This window comes from Estrella lausannensis (assembly GCF_900000175.1).
GTDB lineage: Bacteria > Chlamydiota > Chlamydiia > Chlamydiales > Criblamydiaceae > Estrella > Estrella lausannensis.
This window is the reverse complement of record NZ_CWGJ01000028.1, coordinates 94,712-111,936: the sequence shown is the minus strand read 5'-3', so window position 1 is coordinate 111,936 and position 17,225 is coordinate 94,712. Positions and strand designations below refer to the sequence as shown.

Below are 17,225 nucleotides of genomic sequence, written 5' to 3'. Positions count from 1 at the left end.
ATATTAGATTTCAATCCCGAGGCTTTCTCAAAGCCCCCATGCCAAATTTTGATAGGCTTTCGGTATAACAGAACAATACATCACTATTGCTTTTGGAACTGAAGCGATACTACAAGCGTATCACCCCTTGAAGGCATAAGCTGCCAAGATCGGTTTTTCCAGAGAGAACGCGGAGATTATCGGCCATGGACACATCAGCCTTCTCATGCGAGTGACCGGAGAGTACGAGCAGAGATTTATCAGGATATGCCCTCGCTGCCTTCGATAACATCTGACCTACCGCAGTGGACACAAAGTGAGGCCCCCAATTGTCATCGCATATCTTGCCCTCGTAAAGACACGCTTCCCTGAAGGGAGAAGAGTGCGTTAAAAAAACCACTGTTTTAAATTGATCCAAGGCTTTCATGAGCACAATCTCGGCGCTTAAGGCGGACTTATGTCCCAGCTCCTGCAACTTCCCTTCCAGATCCTTCCCTTTCAGCTTCTTCAATTCCTCAATAAAGAGGTAATCGTTGAGCATGATGGTTGAGGCCAGAAAATTGCCGGTTCGCGCATCGCTCCAGCCATCATGTCCCACCAAAGCCACATCAGCGTTTAGCGGAATCGGATCACTGTAGGTGAGGTAGTGTAAATTTGCAGTTTTCATTGCCAAGGCCTTGGCAAGTTTACGGATTTTCTCGATCGACCCGTAATAAAAATCGTGATTGCCCAGTACAAAATAGAGGGGCCGTTCGATAATACCCTCTATCTCTTTGAGCACTTTGAGGGAATTGATCCCATTCACGATATCGCCTCCAATCAGAAGGCCATCAAACGCCTCATGGGAGAGTTGGCGGAAGAACAGCTTCCACTTCTCCTCAGGCATTGCGTCCAAATGCAAATCCGTCATCCAATAAAGAGATCGTGCAGCGCCGCTGCTAGCCGGAGAAAGAGAAATGTCGTGGGTAAATCCCTTAGCCATCAGTACCTTGTCAGGATTATTTGATACCGAAGAAACCTAAAAAAAGCGTGAATTTAATGCCAATGCTTATCATCGTAAGCTATTGGCCCAAAAAGAGGTTGTCGAATAGTTTTTTGCCTTTTATGGGCACTTTCCACCCTCTTTCTGGTCGCCAATCCTCATTTCAAATCTCTTCGCGATTTACCGAAACTGTTTCAAAACTCTGGATTGGGATATTTACAAAAACCCTTCTGCTAAATTTCGAGAGGTATACGGTATAATTTATTCTTGGCGAATATTCAACGCGCTTGGCACTATAGCCTATCTGCCGGTTCCAGCTCAATGGCATCCTTTCAGATACAAACAGTGACTTAGACACTTTCGGCAGATAGAACCGACTGATCTGCTATTTCAGGAAAGATTGATGAGCGCATTTATCCCACCATATCAAGTAAATTCGCTTGATGAAAGCTTCGATTTCGAGGGCTCTTTCGCTCCTCCGCAACCTTCTTTTCTATGGCGAGGCTTTAAGGTAGTCGTCGGATTGATTACCGAGACCCCTCTCGCTGCCATTGGATTTATCATCGCTGGTCTTGTCATGACCGTACTATTTCCTCCGATCGCGGCCACCTGTTTCGCACTGGCTGCCGCGACCTTCTCGTCCAAGTTCCTGTGGAAGATATTATGTTTCACTGACTTATCAATCATCCACACGCTCGAAAGAAGAGCTGTTCAGTTCCAGGAGGAGCACCCCTTTTTGCAGGCAGCAGCTTTAGCGTCTGCCGCAGGACTCCTAATCATCTCACAAATCGCCTCGATAATAGCAGCTGTTCTGCTCGGTATTTTTAACGGCATCGTAGCAGAGGCCAACCACAGATTTGCCCTCGCAGAAAAGCACAGAGCATCCTCCGGTAAGGAAGATTCCCTGATGCGTGATGAGATCTTAAACTGCTAACGTTTTTCGCTTCACATGAATATACCGAAATTGTCGCAAAATTTGCTGCCTAGAAAAGAGCCCCAAAACTGAAAGACCATAAGTCACCTAATATTAGAAATATGAGGCAACTTACACTCTTCGATCTTGAGCCTTTCTCAAAGCCCCCATACCCAATTTAGAGATCATTTCGGCCTACGCCATACTGCCCTAAAAAAACCGCGCCTTTTTAGATATTGGAAGATCGGTTATAGTTAGTCTGCACCGTAAGAAATAAAAGAAACCGATTTTGAACAGACTCAAGACGGAGAGATAATTTGATCGATTTTTCAGCTGTTTTTGCCATAGCGACCATGCTGTTCATCATTTGCAATCCCATCGGGAACTCTCCTGCCATTTTGGCCATCATCAAAGATTTTCCCATCGAGAGGCAACGGGCCATCATGATACGGGAAGGGATTTTTTCCCTTCTGATCGCCCTATTTTTTCAGTTTTTTGGAGAATGGTTTCTCCATCTGCTCGATCTTAAGGATTACACCGTCTCCTTCTGCGGCGGCCTGCTTCTCTTTTTTGTCTCCCTCTCCCTCATTTTTCCAGTTAAGGGAGAAAGTTCAGGGGACAAAAAAAAACAAGAGCCTTTCATCGTTCCAATAGCAACGCCCTTGCTGACAGGCCCAAGCCTGATGGCGACAATCATGTTGAAATCGAGAGAGCTACCCGGCTTTCTGACCCTTTCAACCGGTATCTTAATCGCCTGGCTGGGAGTCATCCCGGTACTGCTGTTCACACCTTATTTGCAGAAGGTTTTGGGTAATAAGGGAGTCACCGCACTCGAGCAGTTTATGGGAATGGTCCTGGCGATGATTGCCATTCAGATGCTTCTTTCCGGCATCAAACTTTTTTTAGCCGCTGCCTAGACAAGGGCAACGGGATCGTTAACTAGAGGATAAATACATCATGACCTTAGCTTCACTCTCGCTAATCTTTTTTCTCATCATGGATCCCTTCGGCAACATCAGCTCATTCATTGACCAATTGAAGGGAACGAGCCGTTCGGAATACAAGAAGGCAGTTTTACGCGAAATGCTGTTTGCGGGCATTGTCATGCTTGTATTTGCCCTGATAGGAGAGTGGCTGCTGCAATTTTTACAACTGGGAGTTCCGACTGTTTATATCAGCTCTGGCGCCATCTTATTTCTGACCTCATTTCAAATTCTGTTTCCCTCCAGTAAAAGTCTGAGAAACAACCTTCCGAAAGAACCTCCCTACATCATACCGCTGGCCATCCCCCTGATTGCCGGACCCTCTCTTCTCGCAACCATCATGCTCTTCTCTCATGAAGAGGAGTTTTTCTTTGTGCTTTTAGCAATGGCTATTGCGTGGTGCCTTGGCCTGCTCATTTTATCATTTTCTCATGAAATCCGCTCATTTCTTGGAGAGAATGGGCTGCTGGCGGCGGAGAGACTGATGGGCATGATTTTGATTCTCCTAGCCATTCAGAGGGTGGCCGAAGGCGTGATTCTCTTCATCGAAACAATCCCGCATCATGGCTAATGTCAAACTTGTCATCGCCTATGATGGCAGCAACCTGTTCGGGTGGCAGAAAACCATAACCGGACCTAGCGTAGAAGAGGAGCTTGAAAAAGCGCTTCAAACTATATTGAGGCACCCCCTTAGCCTGCAAGCGGCATCAAGAACCGACAGGGGCGTTCACGCCCGAGGACAGGTTGTCAATTTCTTCACAGAATCCCCTCTCAACTTATCGAAGCTAGTCTACAGCTTGAACTGCATACTGCCGAACGATATCCGCGTTATGAGTGGCGAGATAGCACCTGACAAATTCCATCCCACACTGGATGTCGTGGCCAAAGAGTATCACTACTACATCTCCCGGACACAAGTCGAGCTGCCTTTCAAAAGACTCTACTCCTGGCATTGTCCTTTCATAAAATCTGTAGAAGCGATGCGGGAAGCTGCCCCTCTTTTTGTCGGGAAAAAGGACTTCAGCGGGTTCTCCAACGCCTGCAAGGGTGGAGATGAAAAAGATGCAGTCAAAAACCTGATGGAAATCCGGATCGAAGAGTCGAAAGAGGAGATCGCAATCGCAATCAGAGCAGACCACTTCCTGTACAAAATGGCCCGCAATATCGCCGGAACCCTTGCATATATCGGAATGGGTAAGCTTAACGCCAGCGACATTGAGGAGGTTTTTCTTAGTAAAGACAGGACGAGAGCCGGCATTACTGCTCCGGCAAAAGGCCTCTTTCTAACCCGTGTATTCTATGAACCTGTCTTAAAATCTTAAAAAAGCAGTCCACACCGCCAACTCAACATGCCTTTCCGTTGAATTTGGGACCCCTCTTCTTTCTGTTAGCGACGTATTCTATCACAAAGACAGCGCTGAATGACAAAGCGGCAGTGAGCCATCTCCTGGAACCCGGGAATAATGGGCTCGACAGCAATAAGACGCGCTCCTTTCTCAATTTTGATGGGATCCAGCACATATCCATAGGACCAAAAAGGCCACACAACACCTAACGAACCGGCGACAAAACCTGCCACCAACGCCATCCCATTGTCGTGATATCTCTCAAAAAGAGCTCCGATCACCTTGGAAAAGCAAGCAGCACCCAGCAATATCCCTAAGGCAAACTGGAGAAGAAACAAACAACTGCCCCAGTCAAGGTGTCCGTTCTGCAGGGCATTGATAAAGTCGGCAACGTTACCGATCACGGTCGGATACATCCCCAGCACAACCAGCAAAAAACTGCCGGAAATACCGGGCAGAAGCATTGCCGAAATGGCGGCGGCGCCGCAGAATATGACCCAAAAATTAAGCGCACTCCCCTCTTTTTTGAGGGAAATATCTCGTAAAGTAAGCACAGTGCCGGTCGTCTCATCTATAACCGTCTGATCACTACTGATAATTCCTTTTGCCTTCATGGCGGCAAGCGTCGTCTCATCCACCCCCGTCAGGCGATGGAGACCTCTATCGTAGTTGTTCAGAGGTTGAGTTGCAGATGTGGCCAAGGATTTATCGAGAGGCAAGGTGTAGAGGGGTTGACCGGATACTTCTCCCGGTTTGGCATTCGTCAGGTAAAAGGCGGCAGCGGCCGATATAAAAAAGAGCATGTACCGTGGCCGGGACCAGCTGCTGATTTTGCTTAGGCACAGAACGCAAGAGGCGATGATCAGTCCAAAAAAGGCGCTGTAGAGATACACCCTCTCCACCGGATTGTTGAGCAGTTGATCGACAGCTTTTGTGAAGAGCAATATGGCAAGCCCGATCCCCAGGAGAACTGGTCCGAGGAAAAGAAGGGATTTCACACCGGCGCTCTCGTGCCCCTTCTTCCGCATTACAAACGCCAAAGCTGCGCCAGACACATTTTTAATCGAAAGGATCAGCTCCTCCCAGATTCCTAAAATGAAGGCGACAGTACCTCCCGATATGCCTGGTATCAGATCGGCAAGCCCCATCAAAAAGCCGCTCGCAAACAGAGCGATTAGACTTCTGGGCTTTGCAGGCTTATCCATTAAAGGACCTCAAGATATTTGGCAAGCCACCAAGAAAAGAGCAACAGCGCCAAAAAACCTGCGATCCAGAAGGCGTTGGGAAGCCATTTTACCTTGGCACCGGGATTTTCCCTCACTTCCAGGGTTCCAATGCCATAAGCAAAATCCTGCGAGATAGCCCGCCTTAAAACTTCCATATTCTCCCGGACGATCGTCTCACCGTCAAGACCCAGGTATGAAGCATATTGCTTGACAAAACCTTCAGCGTAGATGGGTGAGATGAGCTTGCTGAGATCCCCATTCTCAATAGCCTGAAGATAGGTTACGCGGATTGAAGTCGCATTCTCAGCTTCCTTCAAAGTCAAATTTCTCTCTTTCCGCTTTTGTTTGAATTGCTCGCCCAGCTCAAGAAGCTGCTCGTCCATCATAACTCTCCTTCCACATTCCTAAGGCTAAAATAAACAAAGACCCGGTCCCGACGATGGGGCCTAATGCTACCTATCAAGTGACCATGTTACCTCTTAAAACACCTTTATTTCCATGAGTAATTGCAGGATGTGACCGCCAACTTGCAGATTAAGTCGCTCATCGATCGAAGTCCTTCTTTTGGAGGCGTCAAAAATAACATTGCATTGGCATGCCGCCTCTCGTCTGCCACATCCCACTGAAACACTATTCTTTACATTTACCCCCTTTTAACTCTTGCCCTGTTCAGATCGATCAACTTCTTAGGCCCTGTACTAAGGGACTGTCCATAAACTAAAATGGCAGGATTTCAGTTTTAGTCTAGCCCCCCACAAGCCAATTTGTAAAACGAGACAACGAGGTTCTACGTTAGCGGTTGACTTCAGGGATTAAGGCACTCTATAATCGACACCATCGAAATTTTCCGGACGGCCCTGATTATGGAAGAACCCAAAAAAAGCCCGGTCTTTGTGGCCAAGATAGATCTCGCCCTGGGTGGCAAAATCGAAAGCGACTTGACCGAGAGAGGGTTTTCTATCACACGGCCCGCATACACCGTTTTTTCCGCCCGCAAAGAGCGCCTCTCGGTCACTCTCTACCAGAGCGGCAAACTAACAGTACAGGGCAAAGACAGTCAGGAGCTGATCGAGTTCTACCTGGAGCCTGAGATCCTCGGAACCTTCGCTCACACAAGCAAAGAGGCCTATGTGGACACCTCTCCGAGAATCGGAGTCGATGAATCCGGGAAAGGAGATTTTTTTGGCCCCCTCGTCGTTGCGGCAGTTTATGGCGATGAATCGACTATTCCCAAACTTCTTGAAATAGGCTGCAAAGACTCGAAGGCGCTGAAGGATGCCAATATCCTGCAGCTGGCTAAAAAAATCAGGGCAACTGTCCATCACGACGTGATCCGCATATCGCCGGCCAAATACAACGAACTGTACGCAAAATTCGGCAATTTAAACACGCTCCTCGCCTGGGGCCATGCACAAGCTATCTCAAATCTGGCCCAACGAACAGGTTGCAAAAGAGCGATCATCGACCAGTTTGCGAGCGAGCATGTCGTAAAAAATGCCCTCATGAAAAAGCAGAAAGATATCGACCTGACACAGAGACATAAAGGCGAAGAGGATGTAGTCGTAGCGGCCGCTTCCATTCTGGCAAGAGAGGGATTCCTCCTTGGGATGATGGGCCTTGAAAAAAGTTATGGCATGCCGTTTCCAAAAGGAGCTTCATCCAAGACAATCGCCGCGGCCAACGATTTTGCTCGCCGCTTCGGCAAAGTGCGACTTACAGAGACTGCGAAGACACACTTTAAAACTTATTTTGAAATCCAAGATAACCATTGAATCTATAGTCGCTAAACTATTACATTTCGTACGCCGCCCTCTCCACCAATTTCCAGGTTGCATGGCAGCGTGCGCTTAAAATCTGTGATTTTTGAGACGCTTTCGGTATAAGTTATTATTTTTCAAAGGGAGTTGACCATGAAAGTCAAGCCGCTTCTCGTGATGATCGCTGTTGCCGTCACCCTGTCGGGAGTCTTGCTTGTCCAGAGACTGATTAACTACATGCAAACAGAAGAGGTGCACTTTGAAAAAAGAATTAACCCCAACTGGATACGCGGCTCCTCAGCGACTATCGGAGAGAAACCCTACACGCTCAATCTCGACCAGCAAATGGAGCTTATCTCCATCGTAAATGAGTCAGAACTCTTTTCGCAAACCGGCTCATTAACAGCCGTCAGCTGGCCCAAGCTTCTACTCTATAGGTTTTCCGGCCAGCCCGACGTGACAGTCACTGTGGTAGGAGTCAATGAAGGCAAGGCCATCTTCAAAGCAGAACCGGTAGGCAAAGATCAGCTTCTTGCAGAGAAAAGCGCCGGATCGATGAAAAAGCTGATCGACAGTTCCAGAGACACACTATAAAATTCAAACAGCAATGCTCCTTTCACTCACTATCCGCGATTTTGTCCTGATCGACAAAGCAGAAATTGCATTCACTAAGGGCTTAAATATTCTCACCGGAGAAACCGGCTCGGGAAAAAGCGCTATCATGGAGGCCCTGTCGTTGATATTGGGGGCTAAAGCCGATGCCGCTCTAGTCCGTAAAGGCCAGGAGAAAGCCTCCATCGAAGCGCTATTCGAGCTCTCCCCTCTCGATGGCGCAGCGGCATTACTCAACTCCATGGGTATCGATAGCGACGATTCTGTGCTGCACATCAAACGTGAAATTAGCAAAGAGGGTAAGAGCCGCATCTGGATCAACAGGGAGGTGGCAACGCTCGCTTCGCTAAAATCCCTTTCTCCCCTGCTGATGGAATTTGTCGGACAAAGGGCTGCAAAAGAGCTCTTCGACGTGGGCAACCACCTCATCATCCTAGATTCCATAGGAGATTTGACCCCTCTTCGCGTAACCTTTCAGGAAAGTTTTCATGCACTCACAGAAAAGAGGGCCGAACTCCGGCAGTTCACTGATTCGATCGATTTGGCAAGAGCCCTCTTCGACAAAAAGGCCGCCGACCTAAAAGAGATCGAAGCTGTTTCCCCGCTTGAAGGGGAAGATGACGCCCTTTTTGAGGAGTACTCCACTCTTTCCAATGTGGAGGAGCTTAAGGAAAACCTACAGGGAATCTTAGACATTCTTATCAATGATGAGAGCGGCGTGCTCAGCGGCTTAAATGCTGTCAGAAAGAAAACAGAAGAGTATCTCAGAATTGACCAGAAGCTGAAAGACCCGCTGGAAATGACGAAAGAAGCCCTAGCTAACATGAAAGAAGTTGAAAGGACTCTCAGCTTGAGGCTCTCCGACCTTGAGATCAACCCTGAAAGACTCTATTTCCTCTCTGAGCGTCTGAAAGCCATTGAGCGCCTTAAGAAGTTGTACGGACCGCGGCTTGAGGACGTGCTGAGAAGATGGAAAGAGTTAAAAGAAGAGCTCTCATCTTCCTTTGACGCCGATGAAAGGATAGAATCCTTAGAACAAGAGATCCGTTCGCTGACCGCCCACACGGATAGGCTTGCTCAAGAACTCTCCTTAGCTAGGCAGAATTTCGCCAAGATATTTGCAAAAAAGGTAACTGCAGCCATCCGTACACTTAATATGCCGAGTGCAAACTTCAGCGTCGAGATGAACATTAAGCCTAGGTCTGCCTCCGGGGACGACCTGATCGAGTTTTACTTAGCCCCCAACCTGGGCGAAAACCCTGTTTCCGTGTCTAAAGCGGCAAGCGGCGGAGAGCTCTCCCGTGTTCTGTTGGCCATCAAACTGGTTGAAAGCAGCACAAACACTTCTATCGTCTTCGACGAAATCGATGCCAACATCGGAGGAAGCACTTCCGCAGTGATCGGCAAGCAACTAAAAGAATTGGGAGAGAGGAAACAGATCCTTTTGATCACTCACTTCCCACAGCTTGCCCGTTTTGCCTGCCGCCACCTGAAAATTTCCAAGAAGGAAGAAAAGGGAAGAACCTACACTCACATCGAAGCTTTAGAAGCAGACACCCGCGAAGGAGAGCTGGCCCGCATGATGGGCAGCTGCGTCCTCTAAAACTTCTAAAGCAACATGCGACTTCAGTACAGTCTTAACTCTTATGAGACTCTTTGAAGAATGAAGACATACGAATCTCCCAACTCGTGTCCGATGTTGGCTGGCTTGTAGGTACTGCTGTCGTTTGCCACCTGCCAATCTTCGTTCGCGGGCTGACCATCGCCTTTGTCGACATAGGGGGTGTAGTGCCCTCCGCCCAAGCCGCCACCATGATGGACTGCGGCCACAACTTTGTAGCGCACGTTCTTTTCACCCGCATTTTCAAATGCGCTGGACATGTTGATGATATGGTCCTTGGGCAATTCCACTAAGTCTGTGATCTTCGCACCACCCAACTCCGGGTTGAACCACTCAAAACGCTTCAGTTGCAAAACCAAATTCTCAGGAGGCGGTCCCCCAATCTGGATTTTTTCTTGGTACTGTCCGTAGAACTTAGCTGCCTGTCCGTCCTCTTCCACTTTCAGGGCATTGTTCGGGTCATCGATCTCTGTTGTCTTAAACACGTGATCGCAAAGTTCCTGAAACTTGATCGGCGTCCTATCTCCTTTGGGCTTTTTCAAAATTGGGATCTGCAGCGTTCCCATCGGTTCATTTTTAACCTTTTTAATCCCTTGGTCTGGAACGGAGCGAATCGTCTGGTAGGTAATCTGATAACCAATAACCTCATTGATCATCCCGATCAACTGCGCCGCGTCGTGTTGGCCTGTGAGCTTTGATAAGTTGGAGCCGTAGATGCCGGTGTCGAATATTGCCTTTCTAAGGGCGTAAGCGTAAGGCTTCATGTCGGAGGGGTTTTTCGACTGGTCTAAGGCAGTGGAAAACTCCTGTAGAGTGGATTGAAGGTTTTTCAGCACAAAATATTTCTTGTAGGCCGAACGGATCAGATCGATCTCATCTTTATTACTTTTGTCTCGTAAGATTTTGCTCAAGGCATCTTTAGGAAGATTCTTCGGATCCATAGCTTCCCACTCGTTAAAATACCCCACAAAATCCTGAATGAGTTCCCATTTCTGCTTACTTGCCGCCCGGACTGCCATCTCATCTTTGAGCTGCCCAAAGGCGGGCCACTTTTCGCTCATGATTTTCTCTTTAAAACTGGGAACCGATAGAAGCGCCTGCAGAGACGAATTCATATAACAGCTGTTGCCGATATTACTAATCCCTTTGGTCTTTAACGCTTCAGTCTCTTTTTTCACCACCTGCAGCAAGGCGCCCATCTCACTCTTTGCGATCTGATTCAACCCGGCGCTAAGCTCTCTGCCAAATGCCTCTACGAACTTATCTGTAACGAGCAAAGCTGTCTTCCCTTCCTTTCCCCCTTTTAAACCTAATTTTGCCTTTTCAACCCCCTCTTGAAGCGTCTCTTTGATCAGCTCGCTGTTGACTTTGACCTTCTCGTTCAGCTTGCCCTCTATTTCTTTCAACTCCTTCAGATCTTCGACAATTTCCGCCTTCACCTTGGAATCAAGGGAGGAATAGGACAAAATCTTTTCCATCGTTTCTCGCCTTCCGGCGACCTCTGTGTAAAGCGCCAGCACCTCCTGAAGATCCTCGATACTATCAAACGAGACGTTATCCACCCTGCTGTCGATCAAAACAAAATCAGCATTGAGCTTCTTTTCTTCAACTTGTGCAACAATCTCGCTGGTCGAAAGCAGCAACTCTTTCGTAAAACTTTCCTGCTGCTCTTGCAGCTTGCTCTCGACACTGGCCATGAGCTGAGCAAGCTTGTTGGCCTCTTCAGGATAGCTCTCTTTCAATTTCGTAAACGCATTCAGCAGGGCGGGACGCTCTTTATCCAACTCCTCGTTCAGCGCTGCAATCTTGGCAAATTTATCTTCTGAAACCGCAGCTAGATCATCCACTTTTCTGTCGACCAATGCTAAAGCCTGTTGAATCCTTTCAATCTCTTTCGGGAGCGCTAAAGCCTTGTCTGCACCCGTATTTGATGCGCGCATATCCCCACCGGCATTTTGCAACCCCGCTTTATAGAGCAGCTTCTCTTCCTGCCCGGATAGGGCAGATTCCAACTTGGAAAGAGCAGCAACCGCCTCTTTAGCACCCTCTCCTAAGTCCCCTTTAGACTTCAGGGCAGTCAAAAGCTGCTTCTCTTTCTCCACACCCTCCCTCAGCTTAAAGATTGTCTGAATAGCCTTTGGGGAATCTAGATCGATTTTATCCACTTGGGTCTGTAAAGATCCTAGCCTACCGGCGAGTTTTTTAGCTTCTTCCTGAATGTTAATACCTGTCTCAGGCTTGACGATAGGGCCATTTAAAGTTTCCCGAGCGGCTTTGTCTGCCTTGAAGGCATTCTCTGATGTGGGAGTCTTTGCACCGCCACCCTTGATGTCGACTTGCTGCACATTGCGGTTGGCAAAATAGTTAGAACAGGCAATGAAAGCAAAAAAGCCTCCGATGAAAAGAGTAGGAATGGAGGCAAACACCGTGGCAGTGACAGTCAGAACTTTTTCAAACAATGAAATCTTTTTAAAGTTTTCAGCCCCCTTCTTCAGACTCTCGACGAATCCGGACTGCTCTGGGGGAGGGGTAGATCTGGAACCGATGGGTGTGGACATTGCTTCCTCCTTCTTACGCGGACACACCTAATTATAGCACTTAAAATTTTTATTAATTGTTAATTTTTAATTAATTTTTTGTATCAAGTAAAATTAACGGACGCTTAAAAACAAGAAGCCCACAAACAACTAGCCTTCTATTTATTAAGGTAAGATGTTTGTGGGCTTCAGGCAAAGTGAACTGGCTCGCTACCGACCGGATCTTAAAATTTAGATGCGTCCGTCATGCAGCCTACAGGCTCAAAGCTTCTTCCTGCTGTTCCAGCAACTCCAAGAATAAGACGTAAGCCGAGGCCAATTCAGATTCCGGGTTGTTTTCCGGGCTGACACTCGCGTCATTGCACTTGAAAAACTGATGCGCTTTTTCTACGACGGCGTAGTAATGGCCGCCCGTGCAAGAACCATGATGAATCACACCCGAAACGATCTTATACTTGACGCTTCCTTTGGGTGCCCCTTCAAAAAGTTCACTCATGTCGACTACCATATCACCGACATCTACCTTGTCGTTGATCTTCTTTCTGCGGCCATCTTCAGTAAATTCAAATCTCTTCAACTGGATTTGCAGGTACTTGGGAGCCTCTCCTCGGATGCGCTGCTTTTCATCCCATTTATTGAAAGATACCGGCTCATTGGTCACAGGATGCTCGGGTCTCCAAACATTTTCCTCGTCCCCTTCTTCATTCACAGCCGTGAAATTATCCACGAGCTTTTGCAGGGAAACACCGTCGCCGCCCGTGATGGGAACTTGCAGGAGCTGGGTCGGCTGTGTCGCTCTTTGGGTAAATTGCACTGCGGGCTCGTTGGGTTCGACTTTTTCAGCTTCTCTTACGATTTCTAAAGGAACGCCATAGCCGATGGCATCAAGGACATACTCTATTATCGGCGGTGCATCCTGCTGTTCGTACTGGCTTCCCTCCATTCGTCCGGCGAAGAAGAAAGCAGCTCGCAAGTTTTTCGCTAACGCTTCCAAATTCTTAGGCTGCGTCTCTCTCTCTTCGTAACGAACGACAAAATCTCTCAAAAATTTCATCACTGACTTGTAGCGGGCATACTCCTGCAGCTGCGATCGCAGGGTTTTGATCAAGAGATCAGCGCGCTGCCAGTCGGGACGGTCGCCATCGCCCAAAAGAATCGGTGTCTCATCGGGAAGCTCAGTGCGTAACCACAAAAGAAGGGCTCGCTCTTTTGAATTGACGCGCTGCCTTGCTTGTTCCACTTCACGATTGGGTTCTTGATGGTCTAATTCATCATGAACCGCCTCTTCATCGTCTTCACCATGCCTGACCCCGTCAGCTTCTACAGCAGCCAGATCTTCAAGAGCAGCCAAATCTTCAAGACCTTCAATTATCCTTGCTATTTCATTAATGACTGCCGGATTATTAATGATGTTCGAGCGTCTTGAAAGCTGCTTAATTGTCAACTCTCCCCAACTCTCCATCAGCATATCGGCTGTTGCCTGGGCGTCATCAAAAAGATGCACGTTTTCAAGCCTTGCCGTCAGATTTTCCCTGATCAATCCATAAATGGGCTGGTCTTGATTCTTGATGAGTGTGCGGAATTCATGGTTGGCTATTAAAGCTTGAATGGATGCGTTCATGAAACAGGTGGCGCCAAGGTTATTGATGCCTTTTGGCACTATCATGTTGGACAACTTAGCCACCAAAATGCGGTCATAGAGCTCTGTTCCGTCTTCTGTTCTCCAGTTGGTCTCACGCTCGATGCTCTCAACTCCAAGCCTTTCCCTGAACTGGTAGACAAACCTGTGGATCATCTGTACACTTTGCCATGCGGCCTCAGCCTCGACCTGCTGCTCATTTCCCTCCAGCTGATCGAACCTTTCCAAAAGAACTTGTTGCATCCTGATGATATCCTGGATCACAACATCTTTGTAATCGGTCACTTTAGCGGCGAGTTTGCCGATATGTAAATCCAATGTGTTGATCGCACTTAAGAATTTTTTGTACTCCTCTTCATTTAAAAAGGCCGAGGAGTTGCGTAATATAGCGTGGAACTGATCCTTTTTCTTGTTGATCGCCTCAAAAATTTGAACAGCTTTGTTTAACTCTCCGGGTCTTTCGAAACCGAGTTCATCGATAGCATTGGAGGATGTCGCGTCTCGTGCCGTCTTCTCAGCCAGTTCAATAAACTGCTGAAGCTCTTTGTCTCCGATTTTCTTTTGAAGCGAAAAACGATTTTCAGCACGGTAAATCAGCTTTCCGACAACCATCATCAACGGAAGGATCAAGGAGAGATAGCTGATGACTTTTAACGCAACGGAAACAACGCGCAAGATGACGCCAACGAAAGATCTCTGAGGAGCGTCCTCTTTAACTACTGGAACCGAGCGGTCGGCAACAGGCCCGGGGAGAATTGAATAAACTTCCTGTCCAACATCGAAATACCACTCGACGGCACGGCCAAGCCACGAAACTTTTTCGTTTCTCTGGGTTTCAGCTTGGTGGTAGACTGGATTAAAAAAACCGATTTCTTCAATTCTTGATGACATAAGATTATTACCTACAACTATATAAAATTAGAGCGAATTATATCAGATAGTTACTATCATGACAATAAAAATAGTATCTCCCCAGGGGTTTTTAAAATCTCTTCTTTAAACTCCGATCTTCAAATCAGTTTTTAAATGACATTTAGTACAATATTTTAAGAGCGAAAACACCCGGTTTGTACCGCCAGTTATATCGAAATTATCTGAAAGGCCTCATATTTCTAATATTAGGTGGCTTGCGACCATTCAATCGCGAGAGCTTTCTCTTTGCCAAAAACCAAATTTTGAAACACTTTCGGTATAGACAAATTCAGCAGACAAATCATACGATTTCAGGTGGTGGGCAGTCTCCAAGTTTGTGCCGATAAGGGCTTAAAAAGCTGCATGCACTGCCGAATTTTCGCTCAACATGGCTGATTGCCGCAAGAACTATTCATAATCAAGGAATTCCTGATGCTTAGCGGAAATCAACCTTCATCCGGTAAACGACTCTTTCTCGGACTTGAAACCTCAGGCCCATGGCCAGCCAAAATGCCAAACGGCAGAATCATTCCCGAAAATGGAAGGCATGCGACACTTGTTTTTTTGGGATTGGTCCAGGGGGAGCGCCTCAAAGAGTTGGTTGGCATGACTCCCCCTCCGCCCTGGCCGGTCGGATTGGGCGCTCTGGCTACCGCCCCTCTTCTTTTGCCGCCAGAAAAACCGCGCTGTCTCTCCTGGGAGCTTGAGCTTCTCGAAAATAGAGAGCAACTGTTTGCCTACCAGGAGTCGCTTCTCTCTCTATTCTGCGCCGAAGGATTCGTGACCCCTCGGGAAAAGAGTCGCCACTTTCTGCCGCATGTCACCTTGGCCCGCGCCCCTTTTGATAGCTCATCGTGGATAAAGGGCTTCACTAAACAATTCATCACTCTGGGAAGCTTGCATCTCTACGAGAGCCTTGGCGGATCTACCTACACCCCCCTGCACTCATGGCCGGTAATCGCTCCTGCCCAAGAGATGAACCACACGGCTGATCTGGCATTTTATATCAGAGGTCAATCCATTCAATCTTTGACCCTGCATGCGTTCATGGCGCTAACAGGGGTGCACCCTCCACTAGTTCGGTATATGCCGCCATGGTCGGAGGTGGAATCGTTGGATGATTTGATTGCCTGTATTAACCACTCCGTCTCACGTATGGATATTGAAGAAGGATCTCCTTTTAAAGCAGTCAGCTATCATGGGGAGTTAAAAACCTTGGGAAATGGGGTTTTCGAATGGGAGATGATCGTCGATGTTTAACTTAAAAAAAATCAATCCTGCGACCTTCCTCCTTCCAAAAGAAGGAAAGATGCAAGTTCCCGGCCTCGTCATTGCAACAGAGGGACTCATCCGCGACATGGATCTGGAAGAACCGCTTAAGCAGGTAAAAAATGTAGCCGAGCTGCCCGGTATCTTAGGGTACAGCATCGCCATGCCCGACATCCACTGGGGCTATGGCTTCCCAATCGGCGGGGTGGCGGCGATGGACGTGAGGAGTGGGGTGATAAGTCCCGGAGGAGTCGGGTACGACATCAACTGCGGCGTCAGACTGGCCACTGTTGATATCCCCTTCCAGAGCATCAGCCAAGGAGCGAGGCAGCGACTTCTCGACGCTCTCTTCAGACATATCCCCTCCGGGATGGGGAAGGGACAGAGCCGGCAAACATTGTCTGATGGCGACTACAAACGAATCGCAAAGGAGGGAGCGCTCTTCGCCATTAACCAGGGGTATGGGTTAGAAGAGGACGTGATGCACACAGAAAGTCGCGGCCTGATCCAGGGCGCCGATATGGCAGCTGTCTCGGAAACGGCCAAAGAGCGCGGGAGGGGACAGCTTGGCAGCATCGGTTCAGGTAATCATTTTGTAGAAGTCGGTTCAGTCGACACTCTCTACCTGCCTGATGTGGCGGAAGCATGGAATATTAAAAAAGGCAGCACCTATATCCTCATTCATTCAGGATCACGAGGATTCGGCCACCAGATCTGCCAAGACACGTTGGATCTTTATATAAAAAAGGGATTCGCTCAAGGGCTGAAAGATAGGCAGCTTGTCGCCGCGCCCATAGAAAGCGCGGAGGGCAAACACTACTTGGCCGCCATGGCCGCCGCCGCAAATTTTGCCTTCTGCAACCGGCAGGTGATCCTCCATGAAGTCCGGGAGGCTTTCCTTGAAGCGCTTGGCATTGAACAACACCAAATCAAACTTCTTTACGATGTCTGCCATAATATCGCAAAATTCGAGAAACACCTGATCGATGGAAAGTTGAAAGAAGTGTGTGTCCACAGAAAAGGGGCTACCCGAGCGTTCGGCAAAGGTCACCCCGAACTTCCTCCCCTTTTCCGGCAAACGGGACAGCCCGTTTTGGTGCCCGGGGATATGGGTAGGGCGAGCCATATTCTGGTAGGCAAAGGTAATCCCACCACATTCTGCAGCTGCTGTCATGGGGCAGGCAGAGCCAGAAGCCGTATCCAGTCGGAAAAAGCCTGGAAAGGCAAAGACCCACTGCAGTACATGTCATCTAAGGGGGTATCCGTCAAAGCCTCTTCAATGAAGACGATTCTCGAAGAGATGCCTGATGCCTACAAGAATGTCGATGAAGTGGTTTTGGCAGTTCAGGAAGCCGGTCTTGCCGACATGGTCGCAAAACTCAAGCCCGCGCTTGTAGTGAAAGGATAAGCCGCCTGAAATCTTTTCCCAAGCGGCTTAAATGCAGATTT

Annotated in this window: 14 protein-coding genes; 9 read left to right on the top strand and 5 right to left on the bottom strand. The window is 48.1% G+C overall.

The annotated features are described in order from the left end of the window. Positions 1 to 109: 109 nt before the first annotated feature. On the bottom strand, positions 110 to 961 hold the full coding sequence (locus tag ELAC_RS10840) for a metallophosphoesterase (RefSeq protein WP_098039311.1): 852 nt from the start codon (positions 959 to 961) through the stop codon (positions 110 to 112). A 403-nt stretch (positions 962 to 1,364) separates the two neighbouring features. Between ELAC_RS10840 and ELAC_RS10835 the strand changes: the two genes are divergently transcribed. The 4 genes from ELAC_RS10835 (at position 1,365) to truA (ending at position 4,179) form a co-directional block, all read left to right on the top strand. Then, positions 1,365 to 1,895 carry a hypothetical protein gene (locus ELAC_RS10835; protein ID WP_098039310.1) on the top strand — a complete coding sequence of 177 codons (531 nt, stop codon included), beginning with the start codon at positions 1,365 to 1,367 and terminating at the stop codon, positions 1,893 to 1,895. A gap of 296 nt (positions 1,896 to 2,191) precedes the next feature. After that, the gene (locus tag ELAC_RS10830; protein ID WP_239414524.1) at positions 2,192 to 2,791 is read left to right on the top strand and encodes a MarC family protein; all 600 of its coding nucleotides are present in this window, start codon (positions 2,192 to 2,194) and stop codon (positions 2,789 to 2,791) included. 40 nt (positions 2,792 to 2,831) lie between these two features. Beyond that, the gene (locus ELAC_RS10825) at positions 2,832 to 3,428 is read left to right on the top strand and encodes a MarC family protein (RefSeq protein ID WP_098039309.1); all 597 of its coding nucleotides are present in this window, start codon (positions 2,832 to 2,834) and stop codon (positions 3,426 to 3,428) included. Next, on the top strand, positions 3,421 to 4,179 hold the full coding sequence (gene truA / locus ELAC_RS10820) for a tRNA pseudouridine(38-40) synthase TruA (RefSeq protein ID WP_098039308.1): 759 nt from the start codon (positions 3,421 to 3,423) through the stop codon (positions 4,177 to 4,179). Before ELAC_RS10825 ends, truA begins: the two co-directional genes overlap by 8 nt. Positions 4,180 to 4,244: 65 nt before the next feature. On the opposite strand, the gene ELAC_RS10815 is transcribed toward truA, so the two are convergent. Both ELAC_RS10815 and ELAC_RS10810 read right to left on the bottom strand, forming a co-directional pair. Continuing rightward, the gene (locus ELAC_RS10815) at positions 4,245 to 5,408 is read right to left on the bottom strand and encodes a DUF368 domain-containing protein (protein WP_098039307.1); all 1,164 of its coding nucleotides are present in this window, start codon (positions 5,406 to 5,408) and stop codon (positions 4,245 to 4,247) included. Then, positions 5,408 to 5,812 (bottom strand): helix-turn-helix domain-containing protein, encoded by a 405-nt coding sequence (locus tag ELAC_RS10810; RefSeq protein ID WP_420810337.1) that lies wholly within the window; start codon positions 5,810 to 5,812, stop codon positions 5,408 to 5,410. Before ELAC_RS10810 ends, ELAC_RS10815 begins: the two co-directional genes overlap by 1 nt. A 480-nt stretch (positions 5,813 to 6,292) precedes the next feature. Between ELAC_RS10810 and rnhC the strand changes: the two genes are divergently transcribed. The 3 genes from rnhC (at position 6,293) to recN (ending at position 9,401) form a co-directional block, all read left to right on the top strand. Then, entirely contained in the window at positions 6,293 to 7,201 is a 909-nt protein-coding gene (gene rnhC / locus ELAC_RS10805) for a ribonuclease HIII (protein WP_098039305.1), read from the top strand. A 138-nt stretch (positions 7,202 to 7,339) separates the two neighbouring features. Further along, positions 7,340 to 7,780 (top strand): hypothetical protein, encoded by a 441-nt coding sequence (locus ELAC_RS10800; RefSeq protein WP_098039304.1) that lies wholly within the window; start codon positions 7,340 to 7,342, stop codon positions 7,778 to 7,780. A 13-nt stretch (positions 7,781 to 7,793) separates the two neighbouring features. Beyond that, positions 7,794 to 9,401: a DNA repair protein RecN gene (recN, locus tag ELAC_RS10795; protein ID WP_098039303.1), complete on the top strand. Its 1,608-nt coding sequence runs from the start codon at positions 7,794 to 7,796 to the stop codon at positions 9,399 to 9,401. Between the two features lie 41 nt (positions 9,402 to 9,442). Here the strand turns inward: recN and ELAC_RS10790 are convergent, their stop codons facing one another. Both ELAC_RS10790 and ELAC_RS10785 read right to left on the bottom strand, forming a co-directional pair. Then, positions 9,443 to 11,977: a hypothetical protein gene (locus ELAC_RS10790; RefSeq protein ID WP_098039302.1), complete on the bottom strand. Its 2,535-nt coding sequence runs from the start codon at positions 11,975 to 11,977 to the stop codon at positions 9,443 to 9,445. A gap of 232 nt (positions 11,978 to 12,209) precedes the next feature. Further along, complete coding sequence (locus ELAC_RS10785) at positions 12,210 to 14,486, bottom strand: ubiquitin carboxyl-terminal hydrolase (protein WP_098039301.1); 2,277 nt, start codon at positions 14,484 to 14,486, stop codon at positions 12,210 to 12,212. Positions 14,487 to 14,939: 453 nt separating this feature from the next. Between ELAC_RS10785 and ELAC_RS10780 the strand changes: the two genes are divergently transcribed. Next, on the top strand, positions 14,940 to 15,767 hold the full coding sequence (locus tag ELAC_RS10780) for a 2'-5' RNA ligase family protein (protein WP_098039300.1): 828 nt from the start codon (positions 14,940 to 14,942) through the stop codon (positions 15,765 to 15,767). Next, entirely contained in the window at positions 15,760 to 17,184 is a 1,425-nt protein-coding gene (locus ELAC_RS10775; protein ID WP_098039299.1) for an RtcB family protein, read from the top strand. The genes ELAC_RS10780 and ELAC_RS10775 overlap by 8 nt, the downstream gene beginning before the upstream one ends. Positions 17,185 to 17,225: the final 41 nt, after the last annotated feature.

What these genes read in the sequence shown, in the direction of transcription:
- ELAC_RS10810 (WP_420810337.1), bottom strand. Translation starts at nt 5,812, where the DNA reads ATGGACGAGCAGCTTCTTGAGCTGGGCGAGCAATTCAAACAAAAGCGG.
- ELAC_RS10835 (WP_098039310.1), top strand. Translation starts at nt 1,365, where the DNA reads ATGAGCGCATTTATCCCACCATATCAAGTAAATTCGCTTGATGAAAGC.
- ELAC_RS10785 (WP_098039301.1), bottom strand. Translation starts at nt 14,486, where the DNA reads ATGTCATCAAGAATTGAAGAAATCGGTTTTTTTAATCCAGTCTACCAC.
- ELAC_RS10815 (WP_098039307.1), bottom strand. Translation starts at nt 5,408, where the DNA reads ATGGATAAGCCTGCAAAGCCCAGAAGTCTAATCGCTCTGTTTGCGAGC.
- recN (WP_098039303.1), top strand. Translation starts at nt 7,794, where the DNA reads ATGCTCCTTTCACTCACTATCCGCGATTTTGTCCTGATCGACAAAGCA.
- rnhC (WP_098039305.1), top strand. Translation starts at nt 6,293, where the DNA reads ATGGAAGAACCCAAAAAAAGCCCGGTCTTTGTGGCCAAGATAGATCTC.
- ELAC_RS10780 (WP_098039300.1), top strand. Translation starts at nt 14,940, where the DNA reads ATGCTTAGCGGAAATCAACCTTCATCCGGTAAACGACTCTTTCTCGGA.
- ELAC_RS10825 (WP_098039309.1), top strand. Translation starts at nt 2,832, where the DNA reads ATGACCTTAGCTTCACTCTCGCTAATCTTTTTTCTCATCATGGATCCC.
- truA (WP_098039308.1), top strand. Translation starts at nt 3,421, where the DNA reads ATGGCTAATGTCAAACTTGTCATCGCCTATGATGGCAGCAACCTGTTC.
- ELAC_RS10840 (WP_098039311.1), bottom strand. Translation starts at nt 961, where the DNA reads ATGGCTAAGGGATTTACCCACGACATTTCTCTTTCTCCGGCTAGCAGC.
- ELAC_RS10800 (WP_098039304.1), top strand. Translation starts at nt 7,340, where the DNA reads ATGAAAGTCAAGCCGCTTCTCGTGATGATCGCTGTTGCCGTCACCCTG.
- ELAC_RS10790 (WP_098039302.1), bottom strand. Translation starts at nt 11,977, where the DNA reads ATGTCCACACCCATCGGTTCCAGATCTACCCCTCCCCCAGAGCAGTCC.
- ELAC_RS10775 (WP_098039299.1), top strand. Translation starts at nt 15,760, where the DNA reads ATGTTTAACTTAAAAAAAATCAATCCTGCGACCTTCCTCCTTCCAAAA.